At 59.9% G+C, this 18,871-nt stretch carries 20 protein-coding genes; 9 read left to right on the plus strand and 11 right to left on the minus strand.

Going from position 1 to position 18,871, the window contains the following annotated elements; translation table 11 throughout:
* Positions 1-117 precede the first annotated feature (117 nt).
* The 5 genes from DFR46_RS07640 to DFR46_RS07660 form a co-directional block, all read right to left on the minus strand.
* The gene (locus DFR46_RS07640) at positions 118-612 is read right to left on the minus strand and encodes a GAF domain-containing protein (RefSeq protein ID WP_116235906.1); all 495 of its coding nucleotides are present in this window, start codon (positions 610-612) and stop codon (positions 118-120) included.
* 16 nt (positions 613-628) lie between these two features.
* Positions 629-1,042: an alternative ribosome rescue aminoacyl-tRNA hydrolase ArfB gene (gene arfB / locus DFR46_RS07645; RefSeq protein ID WP_116235907.1), complete on the minus strand. Its 414-nt coding sequence runs from the start codon at positions 1,040-1,042 to the stop codon at positions 629-631.
* A gap of 63 nt (positions 1,043-1,105) precedes the next feature.
* Positions 1,106-1,750, minus strand: a complete 645-nt coding sequence (locus tag DFR46_RS07650) for an RluA family pseudouridine synthase (RefSeq protein ID WP_116237219.1) — start codon at positions 1,748-1,750, stop codon at positions 1,106-1,108.
* 53 nt (positions 1,751-1,803) lie between these two features.
* A complete protein-coding gene (locus tag DFR46_RS07655) occupies positions 1,804-2,406 on the minus strand; it encodes an FMN-dependent NADH-azoreductase (protein ID WP_116235908.1) in 603 nt (200 codons plus the stop codon).
* Positions 2,407-2,483: 77 nt separating this feature from the next.
* Positions 2,484-3,200 carry a pirin family protein gene (locus tag DFR46_RS07660; protein WP_116235909.1) on the minus strand — a complete coding sequence of 239 codons (717 nt, stop codon included), beginning with the start codon at positions 3,198-3,200 and terminating at the stop codon, positions 2,484-2,486.
* Between the two features lie 95 nt (positions 3,201-3,295).
* On the opposite strand from DFR46_RS07660, the gene DFR46_RS07665 reads away from it, so the two are divergent.
* The 6 genes from DFR46_RS07665 to DFR46_RS07690 all read left to right on the plus strand — a co-directional run bounded on the left by DFR46_RS07665 (position 3,296) and on the right by DFR46_RS07690 (position 9,354).
* A complete protein-coding gene (locus DFR46_RS07665; protein ID WP_116237220.1) occupies positions 3,296-4,270 on the plus strand; it encodes a LysR family transcriptional regulator in 975 nt (324 codons plus the stop codon).
* 102 nt (positions 4,271-4,372) lie between these two features.
* Positions 4,373-5,074 carry a response regulator transcription factor CtrA gene (gene ctrA, locus DFR46_RS07670; protein WP_116235910.1) on the plus strand — a complete coding sequence of 234 codons (702 nt, stop codon included), beginning with the start codon at positions 4,373-4,375 and terminating at the stop codon, positions 5,072-5,074.
* A 202-nt stretch (positions 5,075-5,276) separates the two neighbouring features.
* Complete coding sequence (locus tag DFR46_RS07675) at positions 5,277-6,731, plus strand: circularly permuted type 2 ATP-grasp protein (RefSeq protein WP_116235911.1); 1,455 nt, start codon at positions 5,277-5,279, stop codon at positions 6,729-6,731.
* Positions 6,731-7,666: an alpha-E domain-containing protein gene (locus DFR46_RS07680; protein ID WP_116235912.1), complete on the plus strand. Its 936-nt coding sequence runs from the start codon at positions 6,731-6,733 to the stop codon at positions 7,664-7,666. Before DFR46_RS07675 ends, DFR46_RS07680 begins: the two co-directional genes overlap by 1 nt.
* Positions 7,667-8,491 carry a transglutaminase family protein gene (locus tag DFR46_RS07685; protein ID WP_116235913.1) on the plus strand — a complete coding sequence of 275 codons (825 nt, stop codon included), beginning with the start codon at positions 7,667-7,669 and terminating at the stop codon, positions 8,489-8,491.
* 125 nt (positions 8,492-8,616) lie between these two features.
* Positions 8,617-9,354, plus strand: a complete 738-nt coding sequence (locus DFR46_RS07690; protein WP_281270039.1) for a proteasome-type protease — start codon at positions 8,617-8,619, stop codon at positions 9,352-9,354.
* Between the two features lie 11 nt (positions 9,355-9,365).
* Here DFR46_RS07690 and DFR46_RS07695 read toward each other — a convergent pair whose 3' ends face one another.
* The 3 genes from DFR46_RS07695 to DFR46_RS07705 all read right to left on the minus strand — a co-directional run bounded on the left by DFR46_RS07695 (position 9,366) and on the right by DFR46_RS07705 (position 12,495).
* Positions 9,366-10,148, minus strand: coding sequence for an arginyltransferase (locus tag DFR46_RS07695; protein ID WP_116235915.1), 783 nt, complete (start codon positions 10,146-10,148; stop codon positions 9,366-9,368).
* 216 nt (positions 10,149-10,364) lie between these two features.
* A complete protein-coding gene (locus DFR46_RS07700; protein WP_116235916.1) occupies positions 10,365-11,450 on the minus strand; it encodes an SDR family oxidoreductase in 1,086 nt (361 codons plus the stop codon).
* Position 11,451: 1 nt separating this feature from the next.
* Positions 11,452-12,495, minus strand: a complete 1,044-nt coding sequence (locus DFR46_RS07705) for a methyltransferase domain-containing protein (RefSeq protein ID WP_116235917.1) — start codon at positions 12,493-12,495, stop codon at positions 11,452-11,454.
* 150 nt (positions 12,496-12,645) lie between these two features.
* On the opposite strand from DFR46_RS07705, the gene DFR46_RS07710 reads away from it, so the two are divergent.
* Positions 12,646-14,097: a dihydrolipoyl dehydrogenase family protein gene (locus DFR46_RS07710; RefSeq protein ID WP_245953742.1), complete on the plus strand. Its 1,452-nt coding sequence runs from the start codon at positions 12,646-12,648 to the stop codon at positions 14,095-14,097.
* Between the two features lie 186 nt (positions 14,098-14,283).
* Positions 14,284-15,123 carry a radical SAM protein gene (locus DFR46_RS07715; RefSeq protein ID WP_281270040.1) on the plus strand — a complete coding sequence of 280 codons (840 nt, stop codon included), beginning with the start codon at positions 14,284-14,286 and terminating at the stop codon, positions 15,121-15,123.
* A gap of 38 nt (positions 15,124-15,161) precedes the next feature.
* Here the strand turns inward: DFR46_RS07715 and DFR46_RS07720 are convergent, their stop codons facing one another.
* Entirely contained in the window at positions 15,162-16,046 is an 885-nt protein-coding gene (locus DFR46_RS07720; RefSeq protein WP_116235919.1) for an S-methyl-5'-thioadenosine phosphorylase, read from the minus strand.
* Positions 16,047-16,154: 108 nt separating this feature from the next.
* Between DFR46_RS07720 and DFR46_RS07725 the strand changes: the two genes are divergently transcribed.
* The gene (locus DFR46_RS07725; protein ID WP_162843422.1) at positions 16,155-16,574 is read left to right on the plus strand and encodes a DUF2147 domain-containing protein; all 420 of its coding nucleotides are present in this window, start codon (positions 16,155-16,157) and stop codon (positions 16,572-16,574) included.
* Positions 16,575-16,776: 202 nt separating this feature from the next.
* On the opposite strand, the gene DFR46_RS07730 is transcribed toward DFR46_RS07725, so the two are convergent.
* Positions 16,777-17,781 (minus strand): fumarylacetoacetate hydrolase family protein, encoded by a 1,005-nt coding sequence (locus DFR46_RS07730; RefSeq protein WP_116237222.1) that lies wholly within the window; start codon positions 17,779-17,781, stop codon positions 16,777-16,779.
* A gap of 66 nt (positions 17,782-17,847) precedes the next feature.
* Positions 17,848-18,771: a DUF7847 domain-containing protein gene (locus DFR46_RS07735; protein WP_116235921.1), complete on the minus strand. Its 924-nt coding sequence runs from the start codon at positions 18,769-18,771 to the stop codon at positions 17,848-17,850.
* Between the last annotated feature and the right edge of the window lie 100 nt (positions 18,772-18,871).

An 18,871-nucleotide genomic window follows, 5' to 3' on the forward strand; every position in this document is an offset into this window, starting at 1 on the left:
CGGCCAAAGAGCGTCATGGCCCCCGGCATTCATACATTCTTAACAGTTTTGCCCGGTTCATGCCACGGCGCGCATCGCGCATTTCTGTCCCGATTTGAGGCAGTTGCTATGGGTGTCCTACGGGGTTTCGACGACCCTCGGCGCGACCAGTGCAACGAGCGCCTCGCATCCCGCGGCATCTTCCGCATCGAATCGCGCGGCGATCGGACTGTCGATATCGAGAACCCCGATCAATGCGCCCTCGACCATGATCGGCACGACGAGTTCGGACCTTGAAGCCGCATCGCAGGGGATATGGCCCGGAAACGCCTCGACATCGTCGACGAGCTGCGTAGCGCGCGTCGCGGCAGCCGTTCCGCAAACACCCGCCCCCACCTTTATGCGAATACAGGCCGCCTTTCCCTGGAAGGGCCCCAGAACAAGCTCGTCATCAATCATCCGGTAAAATCCCGCCCAGTTGATATCGGGCAGATATTCCCAGAGCAGGGCTGCGATATTGGCCATATTGGCGATTGCATCGGGTTCGTCGGCGGTCAGGCCGTCAACCGCCGAGACGAGGTCTGCATAGAGCGCCGCCTTGTCCGAAGGTTCGGCGATATCGAAACTGTGCATGGTAACGGTCCTGATTCTAGTCGATTTGCGGTTTACCGCGCGCCTGTTTGATCTGCCCGCGCACCTTTTTGCTGTCCACCCGCCTTGCCTTGGCCGCGCGGCTCGGCTTGGTCTTTATCCGGCGGGCTGGGCGGTGATGGGCTTTTTCGAGCAATGCGGTAATCCGGGCAATGGCCTCGCGGCGATTGGCTTCCTGGCTCCGATGGTTGCGCGCGGTAACGACAAGCACACCCTCTGCGGTCATCCTGTTGCCGGCCAGTTCCCGCAGTCGCCGATATATCGACGGCGCCAGACCAAGCGCAAAGACGTTGATACGCATTTGCACGGCCGTCGCCACTTTGTTGACATTCTGCCCACCAGGGCCCGTGCCAGAGAGATGGCGCTCCTCGACGGCATCGGGAGGAATAGTGGAGAAATCGAAACCGGCCATGCGCCCCTTTAACCGAACTCGGGAGGAGCTGTCCAAATCGGGTCAGCAAACGCAACCCTTCGGTTAGCCAGGCGTCCAGTCGCCGAAACTGTCCGGCACCCGGGCTTCCGCCTCGATCGCCGCCTTGCCCTGGCGGGGCACACCGATCGACCGCGCATGGAGCAGCATCGGCCCCTTGCCATTGGCATAGACCGGATCGCCCATGATCGGTGCGCCGAGCCCCTCTTGTGCATGGACGCGCAGCTGGTGCGTTCGCCCCGTCTCAGGTCGAAATTCGATCAGCGTTTTGCCGCCGTCCGTTATCAGCCGTTTCCAGTGCGTCCTTGCTGGTTTGCCGCGCGAGCTCCCCTCCACCCACCAGCCGCGTTCGCGGGTCGACTTTTTCTCAAGCGGGATATCGATCAGCCCCTCTTCGCCATCGGTCTCGCCATCGAGCACAGCCCAATAGACTTTGGTTATCAGACCCTCGGAAAAACTCCGGTTGAAGCGCTTAAGCGCCTTGGGATTGCGCGCGAGCAAAAGGCAGCCGCTGGTATCCTGATCGAGGCGGTGAACAATCATCGGCGACCGGGCAAAGCCCATGCGCAATTCCTCTAGCCGGTCCTCGATACAATCACCGCCGCGCTTCGTCCGCGTTACGGGCAAACCGGCAGGTTTGTCGATGACGATAGCCTCGCCGTCGGAGAAGAGGATGCGATCATCCAACATGCGCCCCGCCATGACAGTGCGGTGCGCGGCAAGCAACAGAAAGCGGTGTCCTGCTAAACCACAGCGTCGATGGCCGTCTTGGTTGCCGCAACCTTTTCATCGCCATGCATCATCAACTGATCGGCGGCGAAAAACGCCACGTCATGAATGCCGAGAAAGCCGAGCACATGTTTCAAGTACCCGCTGGCAAAGTCGATCGTGCTGCCGACTTCGGTTCCGCCGGAGGCAATTGCCACATAGGCCTTTTTGCCTTCCAATAGGCCGACCGGCCCGGTGTCTGTATATTTGAAGGTCTTGCCCGCACGGGCAACCATGTCGATCCAGGCTTTGAGGCTTGCCGGAATGCCGAAATTGTAAATGGGCGTGCCGATTACGATTATCTTGGCCGCTTCAAGCTCAGCGACCAGCGTATCGGAAAGCGTCAGAGCCTTTGCCTGGCTGTCATCCCGCTCTTCCGCCGCTGTGAAATTGGCGTTGATCCAATCGTCGCTAACAAACGGCAAACCCTGGGCAACATCGCGCGCTACAATTGCCGCATCAGGATTTTCCGCCGCGAGTTTGGCGATCAGATGATCGGTAAGCGCACGGGAATTCGATCCGGCGGAACGACCGCTGGAATCGATACGCAGCAGGGTGGGAGCATGGGTAATGGACATCGGAATCTCCTTGGAACGATGGAAAATGGGAAAATCGGGTGTGAGATCGAACGAGGAGCGGTCAGGCCCCTCTTTCGCTAGTGCGTGGCGGCTGGAACTTCAGCGAGGAGAAACTCGGTATCGTCCAGCGCTTCGATGCTGAGCGACGGTTCATCGGCAATGGCAGCGGCATCGCGGGCGTCGAGATCAACGCCATTGACCCGCAACCGCCCTTCCGAAACGACCAGATAGCCGCGATATCCCTCCGCAATTTCATGTTCGATCTCCGTACCACTCGTTAGCGTGGCACCGGAGAGCCGGGCATCGGCGCGGATCCACAATGCGCCCTGTTCAAGATCGGCGTTGAAACCGCTGGCCAACACTTCGAGCGAGCCGGCACGATCGCCCTTGGGAAACTGCTTGGCGTCCCAGCGCGGCATGCCGCCATTCTCCTTCGGCTCAATCCATATCTGGAACAGCCGGGTTTCTTGGTCGCCGAGATTATATTCGCTGTGTTGAATGCCCGTACCGGCGCTCATCACCTGGACATCGCCGGCCAGAGTATGGCCTTCATTGCCCATGGAATCGCGGTGCGTGATGGCACCCTGACGAACATAGGTGACGATTTCCATATCGCGATGCGGATGGGTGGGAAAACCGCTTTGCGCGCCAATCTCGTCATCATTCCAGACGCGAAGCGCGCCCCAGCCCATCCGTGCGGGATCACGATAATCGCCAAAGGAAAAATGGTGGCGGGCATTGAGCCAACCATGATTGGCATGGCCAAGACTGGTGAAAGGGCGTTTCTCGATCATCTGACTGTTCCTTGCTTTACTATCTCGTTGACACCCAGATAGCGCTCTGCGATTGGCAATAAATAGAAACATTGGAAAAGCATCGTTTCCATTTTATGCCCAATCTACCCGATCTCGAAGCCTGGGCGATATTCGCCAAAGTCGTCGAACTGCGGTCTTTCACTGCTGCTGCGGAAGAGCTCACGATTTCGAAGGCGACCGTATCCAAGGCCGTCAGCCGGCTCGAACGGTCCCTGGGCGTGCAGCTTTTCCACCGAAGCTCACGCCATCTGTCGCTGACGGAAAGCGGACGGGAGCTTGCCGGGAGAGCTCAGCAACTGCTCAGCCTTGGCGAGGAAGCGGAGGACGCCGCGCGCGACGAAGCAACCAATCCGCGCGGGCTGGTCCGCCTTGCCGCGCCGATGAGTTTCGGCATTGCCCATGTCGGCCCGGCACTGCCGGATTTTCTGGCGCTCTACCCGGATATCGCCATCGATCTCCATCTGAGCGACGAGGTCGTCGATATTGTCGCTGGCGGGTTCGACGCCGCGCTCAGGATCGGCGCATTGCCCGACAGCACATTGAAAGCGCGCCGCCTCGCGCCGGTCAGCCGCCATCTGGTCGCCTCGCCAGCCTATCTCGAAAGCCGCGGCCGCCCCGCGCACCCATCGGAACTCAAAGACCATGATTGTCTCTGCTATGCCTATCTGCCCAATCCGGAGAGCTGGCGCTTCACTCACAAAAATGGCGAGGAAGCGCATATTCGGCCAAGCGGCCCGCTGCGCGCCAATAACAGCGATGCGATGATACCGGCTCTCAAAGCCGGACATGGCATAGCGCTTGTCCCCGACTTCATGTTGCAACAGCATGAGAACGGGCAGGGCCTGGAAAAATTGCTGACAGAATGGTCGGCGCCGTCCGTCGCGCTCCATCTGGTCACCCCTCCCGGTAGCCTGCGCCCGACGCGCGTGACGGCTTTGGTCGATTTTCTGGCCAAACGGTTCGGCCGGTCGTCATGGGAAAAGACCCACAATTCCAGCCCGCAAACCACTGAGTCCCAAATGTCACAGGTGCGCGACTCGCGGAGTTAACGGGCCTTTAACCTTTTGCGTTCATATCTCTCATGGTTAATGAATTGCACTCAGCCGTTCGGGACATGTTCTCGTTCGGTGCCACAAACAAGGGGTAACCTGATGCGCGTGCTGCTGATCGAAGACGAGCCCACCACGGCAAAGAGCATTGAAATGATGCTCACGACCGAAGGCTTTAATGTTTATACCACCGATCTTGGCGAAGAAGGCCTCGATCTGGGCAAGCTCTATGATTACGATATCATATTGCTCGACCTGAACCTGCCGGACATGCACGGCTATGACGTGTTGAAAAAGCTGCGCCTATCCAAGGTCCAGACCCCGGTGCTCATTCTTTCCGGCATTGCCGAGATGGACAGCAAAGTCCGCAGCTTCGGCTTCGGCGCTGACGATTATGTCACCAAACCGTTTCACCGCGAAGAGCTGGTCGCCCGCATTCATGCTGTTGTGCGCCGCTCCAAAGGCCATAGCCAGTCGGTTATCAAGACCGGCAAGCTCGCCGTTAATCTCGACGCCAAGACCGTTGAAGTGGATAGCAACCGCGTTCACCTGACCGGTAAGGAGTATGCGATGATCGAGCTGCTCTCGCTACGCAAGGGCACGACCTTGACCAAGGAAATGTTCCTGAACCACCTTTATGGCGGCATGGACGAACCGGAACTCAAGATCATCGACGTCTTCATCTGCAAGCTCAGAAAGAAGCTCAGCCTCGCATCCGGCGGCGAAAATTACATCGAAACCGTCTGGGGCCGCGGCTATGTGCTGCGCGACCCGGAAGAGGAAGAACAGGCGCAGGTCGCCTGATCGTTTCACGCTACTGAGCGGGGTTTCCGAATCTTGATAATGGGGCAAGGCCGCGGCATGAAAAGGCCGCGGCCTTTTTCATCTGCCCGCGGCCCAAACTCCGTCCCGGCCTTCCTGACCGGCAATATGCGCGCTCATATCGCCAAGCGCCGCCAGGTGAGTTGAACAAAAGACCCCGCTCGTGCATTGATTACAATGCACAATGGCAAGAACATATTTTGACGAGATTTGGGGAAAGAGCAGGGGGCGAAAGCCCCGGCCCGGTTTTGAGTCCATCGCACAATGGATCCGCGAAACCCCGAGACGCGAACTGGGCCGCCGTCAGAACTCCGCAGAAGCCGCCTTCCGACAGCTCGGTATCACGTTCAACGTCTATGGCGATGAAGACGAAGCGGAACGGATCATCCCCTTCGATATCGTTCCGCGTATTTTTACCGCTGCGGAATGGGGTTCGCTCTCCGTCGGGCTGGAGCAACGCGTAACGGCGCTCAACATGTTCCTTGAAGATGTTTATGGCGACCGGAAAATTCTGAAAGACGGTGTGGTTCCTGCAGATCTCGTCCTGTGTAACCCGGGCTTCACTCCGCTGGTCAACGGCCATCGCCCACCGCATGGCATCTATGCGCATATCTGCGGGATCGACATGGTGCGAACCGGACCCGACGAGTTTCTCGTACTGGAAGACAATGCGCGCACGCCGTCCGGCGTTTCCTATATGTTGGAGAATCGGGAGGCGATGCTCCGGCTCTGCCCCGAACTGTTCGAGACGTTCGAGGTGGAACCGGTGGACGGCTATCCCGACGCTCTGGGCAGGATGATGCAGGCGGTTGCGCCGGAAGGCGCACCGGGCGACCCATGCTGCGTACTGCTGACGCCCGGCCATTTCAACAGCGCCTTCTATGAGCACAGCTTCCTCGCCGACAATATAGGGATCGAACTGGTCGAGGCTGCCGATCTTGTCGTCGACGACGATATCGTCTGGATGCGCACTATCGAGGGCCGCAAGAGAGTCGACGTAATATATCGCCGGATCGACGACGACTTTCTCGATCCCCTCGTCTTCCGGCCGGATTCGATGCTCGGCGTACCCGGGCTAATGGCCGCCTATTTCGCGGGTAATGTGACCCTGATTAACGCGCCGGGCGGCGGTATTGCCGACGACAAGGCGATCTATTCCTATATGCCGGAAATCGTGAAATACTATTCGGGTGAGGATGCCAGGCTTCCCAATGTGGAAACCTGGCGCTGCCGCGAGCGCGATGCACTCAAATACACGTTGGACAATCTCGCCGACCTGGTGGTGAAAAAAGTCGACGGGTCGGGCGGTTACGGCATGCTTGTCGGCCCGACATCGACAAAGGAGGAAATCGAGGAATTTCGGGCCGCGCTCAAGGCCAATCCGGACGGTTATATCGCGCAGCCGACACTCGACCTCTCCACGGTGCCGACACTGACCGACAAGGGTATCAAGGGCCGGCATGTCGATTTCAGGCCCTTCTGCCTGTCAGACGGTAAAAGTGTGACGACAGTTCCGGGCGGCCTGACGCGGGTAGCCTTGCGAGAAGGATCGCTGGTCGTGAATTCGAGCCAGGGCGGCGGAACGAAGGACAGCCTTGTCCTGCGGCCCGAGAGCGAACGGGCGGAAGCGCAGGACTGATGCTCGCCCGTACCGCCTCCTACCTGTACTGGATTGGCCGCTATATGGAGCGTGCGGAATTTACCGCGCGCCTAGTCGAAGCGACTCTCCGGCTCGACGCGCTTTCCGCACGTCCGGCGGGCGAAGCGGCATGGTCTAGCGCCCTTTCCGTTGCCGCTGCGCGCGAGGATTTCGAGCAAACGGATGAATCCATAACACCGACAAATGTTGCCAACTTCCTCACCTTTTCGAAAGACAATCCCAACTCGATCCACAATTGTCTCTATACCGCGCGGATGAATGCCCGTGCCGTCCGTACGGCCCTGACCCGCGAGGGGTGGGAATCCATCAACCGAGCCTGGCTTGGTATTGACGGGCGCAGTTCGGTCGGGAGCGCGCAGGGAACGATCAATCTGCTCGCAGCGCTGATCGCGGAAAATCGCGGCTTCGAAGGCGCCCTTCACCGGATGCTCCGGCAGGAAAGCTACTATTTCCTCATGCTGGGCGAAAATGTCGAGCGCGCCGACAACACCGCCCGGCTGATAGATGTCAAATATCACATCATCCTGCCGGAGGGGGAGGAAGTGGGCGGCATGGTCGATCGCGATCAATGGGGTACGATCCTCCAGACCGTCTCCGCCAACACCGCCTTTCGCTGGCTATACCGCGATGGCCTTTCGCCGCGGCGCGTGGTCGAAATGCTGATCCTGCGGCGCGAACTGCCGCGATCGATTGCCGCCACAGTCCATGAAGTGGCTTCGTTGCTTTTGGAACTGGGAAAGTTCACCGGCTATCAGGGTGAGGCCGACCGGCTTGCACGACTGCGACAGCAACGGATCAGGGCAACGGAAATCCGCCAGATCATCACGGGCGGCCTGCACCAGTATCTCCAGTCCTTTATCGAGGAAAACCGCTTGCTGAGCCAGGCCATCACCAGACAGTTCCGGTTCGATTAAATGCGCCTCCATGTCGACCATCGCACGGACTATGTGTTTAGCGAGCCGCAGCGCAGGCTTGTTCAGCTGTTACGGGTCACCCCAATCAACTTTGCCGCCCAGCATGTTGTCGACTGGCACATCGATGTCGATTGCGACGCCCGGCTGCGCAACCATCGCGACGGCTTCGGCAACCATGTCACCACGCTCTATATCGACGGGCCGATCAGCAATGTTGCGCTGCGTGTGTCGGGCGAGGTGCTTACCGACGACCGTTCGGGAATGGTCGAGGATGCTGGCGAGAGGCTGCCCACTCAGGCTTTTCTTCGCACAACGGGGCTGAGCCGGGCCGACGAGGCAATCCGGAAATTCGCAAAAGAGATAGCGAAAGCGAAAAAGGACCCGCTGGAGCGGATGCACCTTCTTATGGCGCGCTTGCTGGAGCGCATTCATTTCGAGCCGACACTCGACGCGGTGGAGCGCGATGCCGCTACAGCATTCGAAGCGAGCCAGGGTGTCTGCCAGGACCATGCCCATATCTTCTGCGCCGCCGCGCGCGCGATGGGCATCCCGGCCCGCTATGTCTCGGGCCATCTGTTTCGCCGCGACGGTGCGGAGCAGCAGGAAGCCAGCCATGCATGGGCAGAAGCCTGTCTGCCGTCGATCGGATGGGTCGGTTTCGATCCGGCCAACGGAATCAGCCCGGACGATGCCTATGTTCGCACTGCCATCGGCCTCGACTATCGCGACGCCGCACCCATTGCCGGGCGGCGTGTAGGCGGCGGCGATGAATCGCTTTCCGTTGACGTGCGCGTTACGCAAGCCCAGAGCCAGTCGCAAAATTAGGCGGGAAGCCGGAACAGGAAGATTTGCGTCCTCGTGAAATTCAGTCCTTTTCGCCACTGTTCTTCCCGGCTAACCGCTGACATCACGATTTTATCGACCGGAATGTTATGACCTATTGCCTCGGAATGCTTTTGAAAGACGGGCTTGTAATGATGGCCGATACCCGCACCAATGCGGGCGTCGACAATATTTCCTCCTACAAGAAGCTCCACATCATAGAACAGAGCGAGGAGTGCACGATCATCGCCTGCACAGCAGGCAATCTCTCGGTAACACAGTCTGCTTTCGCACTTCTCAAAGAGGGGTTGGAAGAAGATGAAGACAGCGACGGCCGACGCTTTGTTCGTGACATGCCGAACATGCACCGCGCGGCCAGCCTTGTCGGCGAAGCGCTCCATCTGGCCAGCGACGAGATCAAGGATGCTGCGGGCGAAAACAGCCAGTACAGCTTTTCCGGGTCAATGCTCCTGGGCGGACGGTTCAAGGGACGGCCCCTGAGACTCTTCCACATCTACAAGGAAGGCAATTTTATCAGTTGCCAGCCCGACCGACCCTTCATGCAGATTGGCGAGACCAAATATGGCAAGCCGATGCTGGATCGCGCGCTCGAATATGAAACACCGCTCGACGATGCTGTGAAAACGGGGCTCGTCTCGTTCGATTCAACGATGCGGTCCAATCTCAGTGTCGGACGCCCCCTCGATCTGGCGATATTTCCAACAAACGAGAGTAAAGCTGTCCGGTTTCTCCGAATTGAGGAAACGGACGAATATTTCGATTTGCTTTCATCCAAATGGGCGCTTGCACTTGTCGAGGCTCGCGCATCCATTCCGATGCCGCCCTTTATGGAAAATGACCGCTAAGGCCAGTCCGGCTATTCGGCGCTGGCTAGCATCGTCTTGGCGGATACTTTCTGCACGGGCTGCGGTTCGAATGCTTCCCAGCCCTTCGGCGTGAGCCTTTCAAGCGGCCGGTAACGGACCTTGTACCGCATGCGCGGTGCGCCCTCGACCCAATAGCCGAGATAGACATACGGCAATCCCGCTTTCGCCGCATGGACGATATGATCGAGAATTATATAATTGCCCAGCCCGTCCCGGTCGGGGTGATCGGGATCGAAGAAGCTGTAAATCATCGAAAGGCCGTCAGACTGGCGATCCGTCAGACAGGCCCCAATTAACCGGCCCGGCTTTCCATCCACGCTCGGTTCGCGATATTCGATCATGAACGTATCTACAGGTGTTTGCTCGACCATGTCGGCAAAATCCATCTCGTCCATATCGTGCATTCCGCCATCGGGATGGCGAACGCTCAGATAGCGGCGCAGCAATGCGAACTGCTCTTCCGTAGTCCAAGCCTCGCAGGCGCTGATCTCGAGATCGCTGTTACGCCGCATCAATCGGCGCTGGGTGGCATTGGGCTTGAACTCGGTGGCAATCACACGGACGGAAACGCATGCTTGGCATCCGGCACAGCTCGGACGATAGGCGACAGATTGGCTCCGCCGGAATCCGATACGCCCGAGCGCCTCATTAAGTTCCGGCGCGTGCGGCCCGCGCAGCTCCGTAAACACCTTTCGTTCCGTTTTGCCGGGCAGATAGGGGCACGGACTGGGCGCCGTTACGAAAAATCTGGGAAACCGAAAAGGTGCGCTCACCGTAAGGCCGCCTCTCATCAAGCTGAAAGAATCAGACACTTTTATGACCGGATGACCGGACCTTGGGAAGACCGTTTACCCTAAATAAAGGGTTAAAATGCGCCGGAACGGCAATTTCTTGTGAAGATTAACCACAAGGCTTGACCCAGATTGTGGATAACCGTTTCGGCCGTCCCACTTTGGTGCTGCTTTGCAGGCGAACGCCGGACAGGCGTGTCAGGCCGTGACCGACTCGGCGGGAAGAAAGCCTGCGCCAATCGCAAAGTCGATCTGCCTGCGCATCAGAGCCTCGTCGGCGGCTGGCCCTCCGCATCCCATGAGATTTTCGGTATTACTCTCCAAAAACAAAGGATTACGCTGGAAGTAACTCGTGTAGAGCGCGGCAACGCGGCGATGGAAACGCTGTTCGAGCGGCGACAGCATCGAGGGATCAAACCGCTCCGGCGGAACATGGTCCGGATTGGAAAATTGCGGATAGTCACGCACCAGCGCAAAAAAATCGGCCACCGGCATCGGAGAGCCGGCGACAAGATGGAAGACCTTGCCCTGCGCCTCTTCGATCCGTTCGGCAATCGTTACGATACCATTTACGGCGTGGTCGAGCGGCACGAAGTTGAGCGTCGCGCCCGGCGTTGACGGGATCGTTCTGATACGCCCCTCAGCCAGCAGTTTGAATGCCATGTAGATCGTATCGAATGCGGCAATTACGCCATCCTTTGAGCGCCCTACCACGATGCTTGGTCGGGCGATGGCCGCCGCCATTCCGTCGGCCATCACTTCGCGGACCTTGGCCTCCGAAGCAAATTTGCTGGCTTCATAAGGATTGGCGAACCGATCGGGCTTTTCCGCATCGGCTTCGCTAATCGGGCCGTCGCGTTCTCCGCAGACATAGGCAGTGCTGACGGCAACGAGCGCGGCAGGAGCATCGGGACGAGCCCTGGCAAAATCGATCACATGGCCCGTGCCATTGATATTGACCGCTTCATAGATTTCCGGATCGGCATCGAACTGCACGATTGCCGCGCAATGGACGATGCGATCCACCTGCCCGGCCAGCCGGTCATAAGCCTGGCGTTCCAGGCCGAGATGCGGATCGCGGACATCGCCCTCGACAAGCAGGATTTTGCCCGGCTCGGGTATGCCGCCCTGCCAGTCGCCGGCTGGCATTTGCTCGCCATTGCCGCGCATCACGGTCCGGCTCTTGCGAACAAGGCCGATCACGCGATGCCCCTTGTCGGCCAGCGCCGCCGCGATTTCGCCGCCGAGCAAGCCCGCCGCTCCGGTAACAAGATAACAGGTCAATTCAGCAGCAACTCGAAATATCGTCGCTCGCGGGCGCTTCCCTGAAAGGCATCAGATCGCCGCAGCCCGGGAAGATGCCAAAATGCGTCGAAAAATCCCCGAAGAACTCGAAATGATTGGCAAGGCGTGTGTCGGCGAGCATCCGCCACGTATTGCCACATACGGCGAACATCCGGCCTTTCTCAATGAAGTGATGCCCGTCGAGCGTGAAGGCGCGCTCATGGCCGGGGATCGTGCCCCTGTAGCGGACGGCCTGGCCATAATCCTCGCAGCGCGGTTCCAATTCGTCGATTCGGAACAGGCGATAGGTGGCGGAGAAGAAACGGATGCCCGCCACTTTATCGGCAACGGCCGGATCGCCGATCGCGAGGGGCCGGTCGGTCACGAGCCGGGGATCGCGAAAACCGGCCTCTTTCGCCAGCCTGTCGAAATCGCCCCAATAGAGCGCGCCGGACAGGCATTCGCCGTGCAGCACCGGATCGGCCTGCAAAGCGGCGGGCACGCGGCGCTCGGCGTAAACATCGGAAAAGTAGAATTCGCCCCCCGGTTTCAGCAGGGTATGGGCATCGCGAAACACCTTAGCCTTGTCCGCAACCAGATTGATCACGCAGTTGGAGACGATGAGATCGAAACTGGCCGGCTTCAGATCGAGCGTATCGAGCCGCTCGATATCGCCTTCGACAAATTCGACATTGCGATAGCCAAACCGGTCCGCGTGCCAATCTAGATGCTCGCGGGCTACAGCAAGCTGTTCGGGCGTCGTATCGACCCCGACAACGCTGCCCTCAGAACCCGCCAGCTGGGCCAGCAAATAGGCGTCCTGACCCGATCCACTGCCAAGATCGAGAATGCGCATGCCGGCAGCTGCCTCCGGTGCAATCAGGCCGCACCCATAATAGCGCGCTTTCACATCTGGGTGGACATGGGCCAGTGCCGCGATAACTTCAGGCACCGGCGCTTCCATCGTGCAACAGGCGTCCGTCTTCAGATCGTCGGAGCCTTGTAGAACCTGGCCATAATAGTCGCGGCTATTCTCGATATTCACTGTTGTCTCCGGCGGGAGGGATGTTGAGATGGGCTTCGTATTGATGCACCGTCCGGTTACACAAATGCGCGGGCATTGTAACTTCTATCGGACTCGTCGCGAAAATCCTGGTCGAGGCAGCACCGCAACGGGCAGCGACAAGCCCAAATAATGGCAAGTCCCGGCAATGGTAAGGAATGGATCGACGTGAAACGCACGCATGACCTGATCGTAATCGGCGCGGGATCCGCCGGGCTGACCGCTGCCGGCGGCTGCGCGCAATTCGGCCTGAAGGTCGCGCTGATCGAGAAAGGCCCTATGGGTGGCGACTGCCTGAATACCGGCTGCGTCCCCTCCAAGGCCCTGATAACGGCGGCGCGGCGCGCCCAGGCGATGCGCGAGAGCGCAAAATACGGCATCGCCAATGTCGATCCCGCAATCGATTTCAAGGCAGTGCACGATCATGTGCAGGCCGCGATTGCCGCCATTGCCGTAGACGACTCCCAGGAGCGTTTCGAAGAGGAGTTCGGTGTCGAGGTTTTTCGCGGTACGGCGCAAATGATTGACGGGTCGACGATAGAGGTCAACGGACAGAGGCTGAAAGCGCCGCGCATCTGCCTCGCCCTTGGGTCCAAGCCCTTCATTCCGCCGGTGGAAGGGATCGGGGACGTGCCCTATCTGACCAACGAAACGATTTTCGGCCTGACCGAGCGGCCGAACCACTTGGCGATCATGGGCGGCGGCCCGATCGGCATGGAGATGGCCCAGAGCTTCCGCCGCCTCGGCAGCGAGGTGACGGTGTTCGAACGCGGCACGGTGTTCGGCAAGGACGACCCGGAAGCGGTTGCCGTCGTCAAGGCGAAGCTGGAGCATGAGGGCGTCGTCATGCACGAACGCACCGATGTCGTGAAAGTCAGCCCGGTGGGCGGCGGTGTCCGTATCGAAACCGATAGCGGCGATCCGGTCGAGGCGAGCCATCTGCTCGTCGCCACGGGCCGAACGTGCGATTTCACCGGCTTCGGCCTCGAAAACGGCGGCGTCGAATGGAGCCCGCGCGGTATCCCGGTCGATGCGCGACGCCGGACTTCGAACAAGCGCATTTATGCGATCGGCGATTGCCGGGTCGGCCCGCGCTTCACCCATGCCTCGGGCTATGAAGGATCACTCATCGTGCTGCAGGTCGCGCTCGGCCTGCCTAGCAAGGCTGATTACAAGGCGCTCCCCTGGGTCACCTATAGCGATCCCGAGCTCGGCCATGTCGGCATGACCGAGAAAGACGCACGCGAAAAATATGGCGACAAAATCGCCATCACCAGACAGGATTTTGCGGGGAATGACCGGGCCCGCGCGGAGAACGATGCGCACGGCTTCCTGAAAGTCATCCGCAAGGGCAAGAAGATCCTCGGCGTGACCGTGGTCGGCCCGCATGCCGGCGAATTGCTGCTGCCCTGGAGCCTGGCCATCGGCGGCAAGGCCAATGCCTTTGCGATCGGCGGCGCCATCGTCCCCTATCCGACACGTTCCGACATCTCCAAGCAGGCCGGCTTTGCCGTCTGGGAGCCGACAATCTTCGGCAACACGGCGAAACGCTGGGCGCAGTTTCGCGCCAAATATTTGCTTTAGAGCCTGCAGCCCCTATCAGCGGATCGACACAAAGGACCACCCGCCATCGCCACCAAGCCCCTTCCCGGCCCCTCGCCGTTCGAAATCGCCGATGCAGCGCCGATCGCACGGGACAAGTTCCGCGATCCGGCTGTAACGGCCAAGGGCGAGCCGCGCGCGCACATTGCGTTTAATCGGCTGGAGACGCTGTGGTTCAACACGGGAACGCTCTGCAATCTCGCCTGCAAGAGCTGCTATATCGAAAGCTCTCCTACCAATGATGCGCTCGTCTATCTGACGCTCGCTGAGGTCGACGCCTATCTGGACGAGATTGAGCGCGATGAACTCGAAACGCGCGAGATCGGCTTCACGGGAGGCGAACCCTTCATGAATCGTGACATGATTTCGATGCTCGAAAGCTGCCTTGCGCGCGGGTTCGAGGCGCTTATCCTCACCAATGCGATGCGGCCGATGCGGCGGTTCGAAGAGGCGCTGCTCGACCTGAAGGCGCGCTACGGCGACCGGATGACCTTCCGCGTAAGCCTCGATCATTACACCCAGACCGCGCATGAGGCCGAACGCGGCGCCGATAGCTGGGACACGGGCATGGCCGGCCTTCAATGGCTATCCGACAACGGCTTTTCCATCGCCGTCGCCGGACGTCATCTCGCGCATGAAGACGATGCAATGGCGCGTAGCGGCTATGCGGCGCTGTTCGCGGAAACCGGAATCGCGATCAACGCTCTGGACCCGGCCCGGCTCGTCCTGTTCCCGGAAATGGACGCGGACGCAGACGTCCCCGAGATCACGACCGCCTGTTGGGGCATACTCGATGTCGATCCGGATGCGATGATGTGCGCATCGAGCCGGATGGTGGTGAAACACAAAGGCGCGGACGGGCCGATGGTCACCGCCTGTACGCTGCTGCCTTACGGCGAGGATTTCCAGATGGGCAAAACTCTGGCCGAAGCCAGCCGCGATGTGCCGCTCAATCACCCCCATTGCGCGCGTTTCTGCGTGCTGGGCGGAGCGAGCTGCACAGCTTAGTTATCGTCAGCATTTCCTTGGCAGGTTGAGACTTGCTATCAACCAGCTCGCGCCGCGAAAACCCGGCCTGCAACCGCATCGAGCTTCGCTTTCAACGCCGGGTCGGTCGCATCCGGTGCAGTGATGATCGCGTGATCGAGAACCGTATCGAGCGGGCTGGCGGGGCGTTCATCGGGTAGAGCCTTCGCAAACTCGACGACCGTTTGCGCAGCCATGCCGGCATTGACCTGCAAGGTTTCGAGAATATCGTGGACTTCGACATCGGCCGTATCGTCGCGCCAGCAATCGTAATCGGTGACCATCGCGACGAGCGCATAAGGCAGCTCCGCCTCCCGCGCGAGCTTGGCTTCCGGCATCGCCGTCATCCCGATCACGTCGCAACCCCATTGGCGATAGAGCTCACTCTCGGCGCGCGAGGAGAATTGCGGCCCTTCCATCGCCAGATAAGTTGCGCCGCGATGAACGTCTGCGCCCGCCGCCTTCGCTGCAGCTTCGGTCATATCAGAAAGCCTGCCGCACACCGGATCGGCCATCGAGACATGGGCGACCAAACCGGCCCCGAAAAAGCTCTTCTCGCGCGCAAAGGTCCGGTCGACAAACTGGTCGACGATCACGAACTTGCCCGGCGGCAGATCCTCGCGCAGCGAACCCACGGCGGAAAGCGAAATCAAGTCGGTGCAACCGGCACGCTTCAGCACATCGACATTGGCGCGGAAGTTGAGATCGCTCGGCGATATCCGGTGGCCCTTGCCGTGGCGCGGGAGGAACACGAAACGCTTGCCGGCAATCTCGCCGATCACGAGCTCGTCCGACGCTTCCCCCCAGGGACTCTCAACCCGGATCGACTGAGCATTTTCCAGCGCATCGATCGCATACAACCCCGAACCGCCGACAACACCGATCACCCATTCCCCGTCGCTCATCCAGCCCTACTCCGTTCAGCGGCAATGCAGATGTCCGGGTCTAGTGCAGCAGGGGAAATCGCGCTAGGCGCGATCTGATCGGGGCGATCCAATATGTTGGAGAGGTTGATGAAATTCTTTTCGTTCGCAGCAATGCTTGGCCTGCTCGCGCTGTCCGCGCCTGCCGCCGCGCAATCCGGCATCACCGGAAACTGGCTGACCGAAGACAATCGCGCGGTGATCGCCATCGGACGGTGCGGCGAAACGCTATGCGGCCGGATCACCCGCATCCTCGTACCGACCGAAGCAGGCCAGCGCGACGTCAACAATCCCGATCCCAATCTGCGCAACCGCAGGATAGAGGGATCGCGCGTGCTTACCGGTTTCCGGTTCGACCGCGGCCAATATCGTCATGGGCAGGTCTACGACCCGGAAAACGGCCGGAGCTACAATGCCCGCCTTCGGCTGAACCGGGACGGGACATTGCGCGTTACGGGTTGCGTGCTCGGCGGAATTATCTGCCAGTCGCAGAACTGGACGCGTAGGTAACTTGTCGGACCTTTTTGTCTGCCAGACCTTCGTTAGCGCGAAATCGCCGCACCGACCCGCTCCCCCACCCGGCCTCCCACAGGGTAAACTCATTGGGAGGCCGGGTGGGGGAGCGGGCCGGTGCGGCGGCTGAGGCGAAGCCGAAGGTCTGACAAACAAAATCCGGTGCAGCGCTTAACCGCCAGGTTGAATCTGACAAATACTAAACCTTCACCACTTCCTGCTCGATCGTGCCGAACGTGGCATGGCCGTGCTCGTCTTCCATCCAGATGCGCACGGTGTCGCCGTGCGAGAGGAAAGGCGTCTTCATCTCGCCCTCGAGGATCTTCTCGACCATGCGAACTTCGGCGAGACAGCTGTAACCGAGCCCGCCCTGGTCGATCGGCTTGCCCGGGCCGCCATCGGCATCGCGGTTGGAGACGGTGCCCGATCCGATAATCGAACCCGCGATCAGGTTGCGCGTCTTGGCGAGATGCGAGACGAGCGTTCCAAAATCGAAGGTCATATCCTCGCCCGCATCGGCCCGCCCAAACGGTTTGTCGTTCAGATCGACCATCAGCGGTCCGTGCAGCTTGCCGTCCTTCCAGCCCGGCAGTTCGTCTGGCGTCACGAACACGGGCGAAAAGGCGCTGGCCGGCTTCGACTGGACGAAACCGAATCCCTTGCCGAGCTCCGCCGGGATCAGGTTGCGCAGCGATACATCGTTGACGAGCCCCACCAGCCGGATCGCGCCAAGCGCTTCTTCGCGGCTCGCGCCCTGCCGCACATCGCCGGTGACGACGACGATCTCGGCCTCGAGATCACAGCCCCATTCCTCGTCGGGAAGCGGAATCGGATCGCGCGGACCGATAAACCCGTCCGAGCCGCCCTGATACATTAAGGGATCTTCCCAGAAACTGTCCGGAATTTCCGCACCGCGGGCCTGCCGCACCAAGACGACATGGTTCACATAGGCCGAGCCATCCGCCCATTGATAGGCGCGCGGCAGTGGCGAGGCTGCATCATGCTCGTGAAACCGTTGCTTGGGTATCACGTCGTGCGCCAGATCCGTCGCCAGATTCTGAAGCTGCGGTGCGACACTATCCCAATCGTCGAGCGCGGCCTGCAGCGTTGGCACGATGTGCGATGCATCCGCACACCAGGCGAGATCATGGCTGACAACGACCAGCTGCCCGTCCCGGCCTGCCTTGAGCGATCCCAATTTCATCTGTATCTCCTGAATGAATATCCCCTCATAGCCCGGTGAACCATCCCGGTCCAAAGGCGTTTTGGGTTAATCGAAAATATCGCCCACATTCTCCCGGAGAAGACCCTCCCTGGCGATCCGCAAATTCATGTAGGTCGCGGTCAGGGCCGGATAGGTGACGACCAGTGTCAGCGATCCGAGCAGGGATTGCAGAACCGTCGCCAGCATCATGCAGGAAAACGGATTGCCCCCGCCAGACATGTCGAACGCCATCATCGGCATTGTCGCCGCGCTCAACGTGCCCGAAACCATCATCACCACAATGGAAAAGATGATGACCATCGCCAGAAGCTTCCAGCGATGTCCGCTGGTCAGCGCCCAGCTTCGCCCAAGCGCCCTGATCGGGCCGAGATGTTCCTGGATGGCCGCAGGAATGGCGGCGATCCAGACGACCATCAGGAACAGCAGGAGGGGGAAGATCACGAACAGCGTGACGAGCATTATGGAAAGGCTGGCGGCGACCAATCCATCGGGATTGGAAAAGCCCTCCGTGAAAGAGACGCCAGCCAGCCCGAAAAGCGCCATCGCGGGCAACCCGGCGATGAGGAATATCGCCAGATAATAGATCAGCATGATTCCCAGCACCGGGAAAAAATGGCGCAGTGCGGCGCCAACGGCATCGCCAATGGACGGCGATGCTTCATCCGGCCCGCGCAGCGCCACCCAGGATATCGCCGTCTGCGCAAAGACGCCGCACAGGGTCACAACCAGCCAGCCGCCGCCAAGAAGCAATCTCCAATCGGTCAATATCTGCCTGATATCCGGGGATGCCACGCCAAACAGACCCTCCATGGCATTGAGCGTAACCACCGAATAGACGGCGTTCGGCACACCGGCAAAGATCAGGGCCAGGCCCGTCATCAGCAGAAAATTGCGGCCAATCGCCGAAAACATGTCGTTCACGGTCGCGCCAAAGCTGAACCGGGGGTTTTCCGAAGGCAGCGTCGCCATTGTTTCTCCTACGCTCGCAGCGAGTTACGGGCAGACCGGTTTTTCTTATTGGCCCGGAAATGTCCAGCCCAGCCTCGCCATGGGACGAAAGGCGCGATAT

The sequence above is a fragment of the Parasphingopyxis lamellibrachiae genome (genome assembly GCF_003385775.1).
Classification (GTDB): domain Bacteria; phylum Pseudomonadota; class Alphaproteobacteria; order Sphingomonadales; family Sphingomonadaceae; genus Parasphingopyxis; species Parasphingopyxis lamellibrachiae.

What these genes read in the sequence shown, in the direction of transcription:
- DFR46_RS07640 (WP_116235906.1), bottom strand. Translation starts at nt 612, where the DNA reads ATGCACAGTTTCGATATCGCCGAACCTTCGGACAAGGCGGCGCTCTAT.
- arfB (WP_116235907.1), bottom strand. Translation starts at nt 1,042, where the DNA reads ATGGCCGGTTTCGATTTCTCCACTATTCCTCCCGATGCCGTCGAGGAG.
- DFR46_RS07650 (WP_116237219.1), bottom strand. Translation starts at nt 1,750, where the DNA reads ATGTTGGATGATCGCATCCTCTTCTCCGACGGCGAGGCTATCGTCATC.
- DFR46_RS07655 (WP_116235908.1), bottom strand. Translation starts at nt 2,406, where the DNA reads ATGTCCATTACCCATGCTCCCACCCTGCTGCGTATCGATTCCAGCGGT.
- DFR46_RS07660 (WP_116235909.1), bottom strand. Translation starts at nt 3,200, where the DNA reads ATGATCGAGAAACGCCCTTTCACCAGTCTTGGCCATGCCAATCATGGT.
- DFR46_RS07665 (WP_116237220.1), top strand. Translation starts at nt 3,296, where the DNA reads ATGCCCAATCTACCCGATCTCGAAGCCTGGGCGATATTCGCCAAAGTC.
- ctrA (WP_116235910.1), top strand. Translation starts at nt 4,373, where the DNA reads ATGCGCGTGCTGCTGATCGAAGACGAGCCCACCACGGCAAAGAGCATT.
- DFR46_RS07675 (WP_116235911.1), top strand. Translation starts at nt 5,277, where the DNA reads ATGGCAAGAACATATTTTGACGAGATTTGGGGAAAGAGCAGGGGGCGA.
- DFR46_RS07680 (WP_116235912.1), top strand. Translation starts at nt 6,731, where the DNA reads ATGCTCGCCCGTACCGCCTCCTACCTGTACTGGATTGGCCGCTATATG.
- DFR46_RS07685 (WP_116235913.1), top strand. Translation starts at nt 7,667, where the DNA reads ATGCGCCTCCATGTCGACCATCGCACGGACTATGTGTTTAGCGAGCCG.
- DFR46_RS07690 (WP_281270039.1), top strand. Translation starts at nt 8,617, where the DNA reads ATGCTTTTGAAAGACGGGCTTGTAATGATGGCCGATACCCGCACCAAT.
- DFR46_RS07710 (WP_245953742.1), top strand. Translation starts at nt 12,646, where the DNA reads ATGGCAAGTCCCGGCAATGGTAAGGAATGGATCGACGTGAAACGCACG.
- DFR46_RS07720 (WP_116235919.1), bottom strand. Translation starts at nt 16,046, where the DNA reads ATGAGCGACGGGGAATGGGTGATCGGTGTTGTCGGCGGTTCGGGGTTG.
- DFR46_RS07725 (WP_162843422.1), top strand. Translation starts at nt 16,155, where the DNA reads ATGAAATTCTTTTCGTTCGCAGCAATGCTTGGCCTGCTCGCGCTGTCC.
- DFR46_RS07730 (WP_116237222.1), bottom strand. Translation starts at nt 17,781, where the DNA reads ATGAAATTGGGATCGCTCAAGGCAGGCCGGGACGGGCAGCTGGTCGTT.
- DFR46_RS07735 (WP_116235921.1), bottom strand. Translation starts at nt 18,771, where the DNA reads ATGGCGACGCTGCCTTCGGAAAACCCCCGGTTCAGCTTTGGCGCGACC.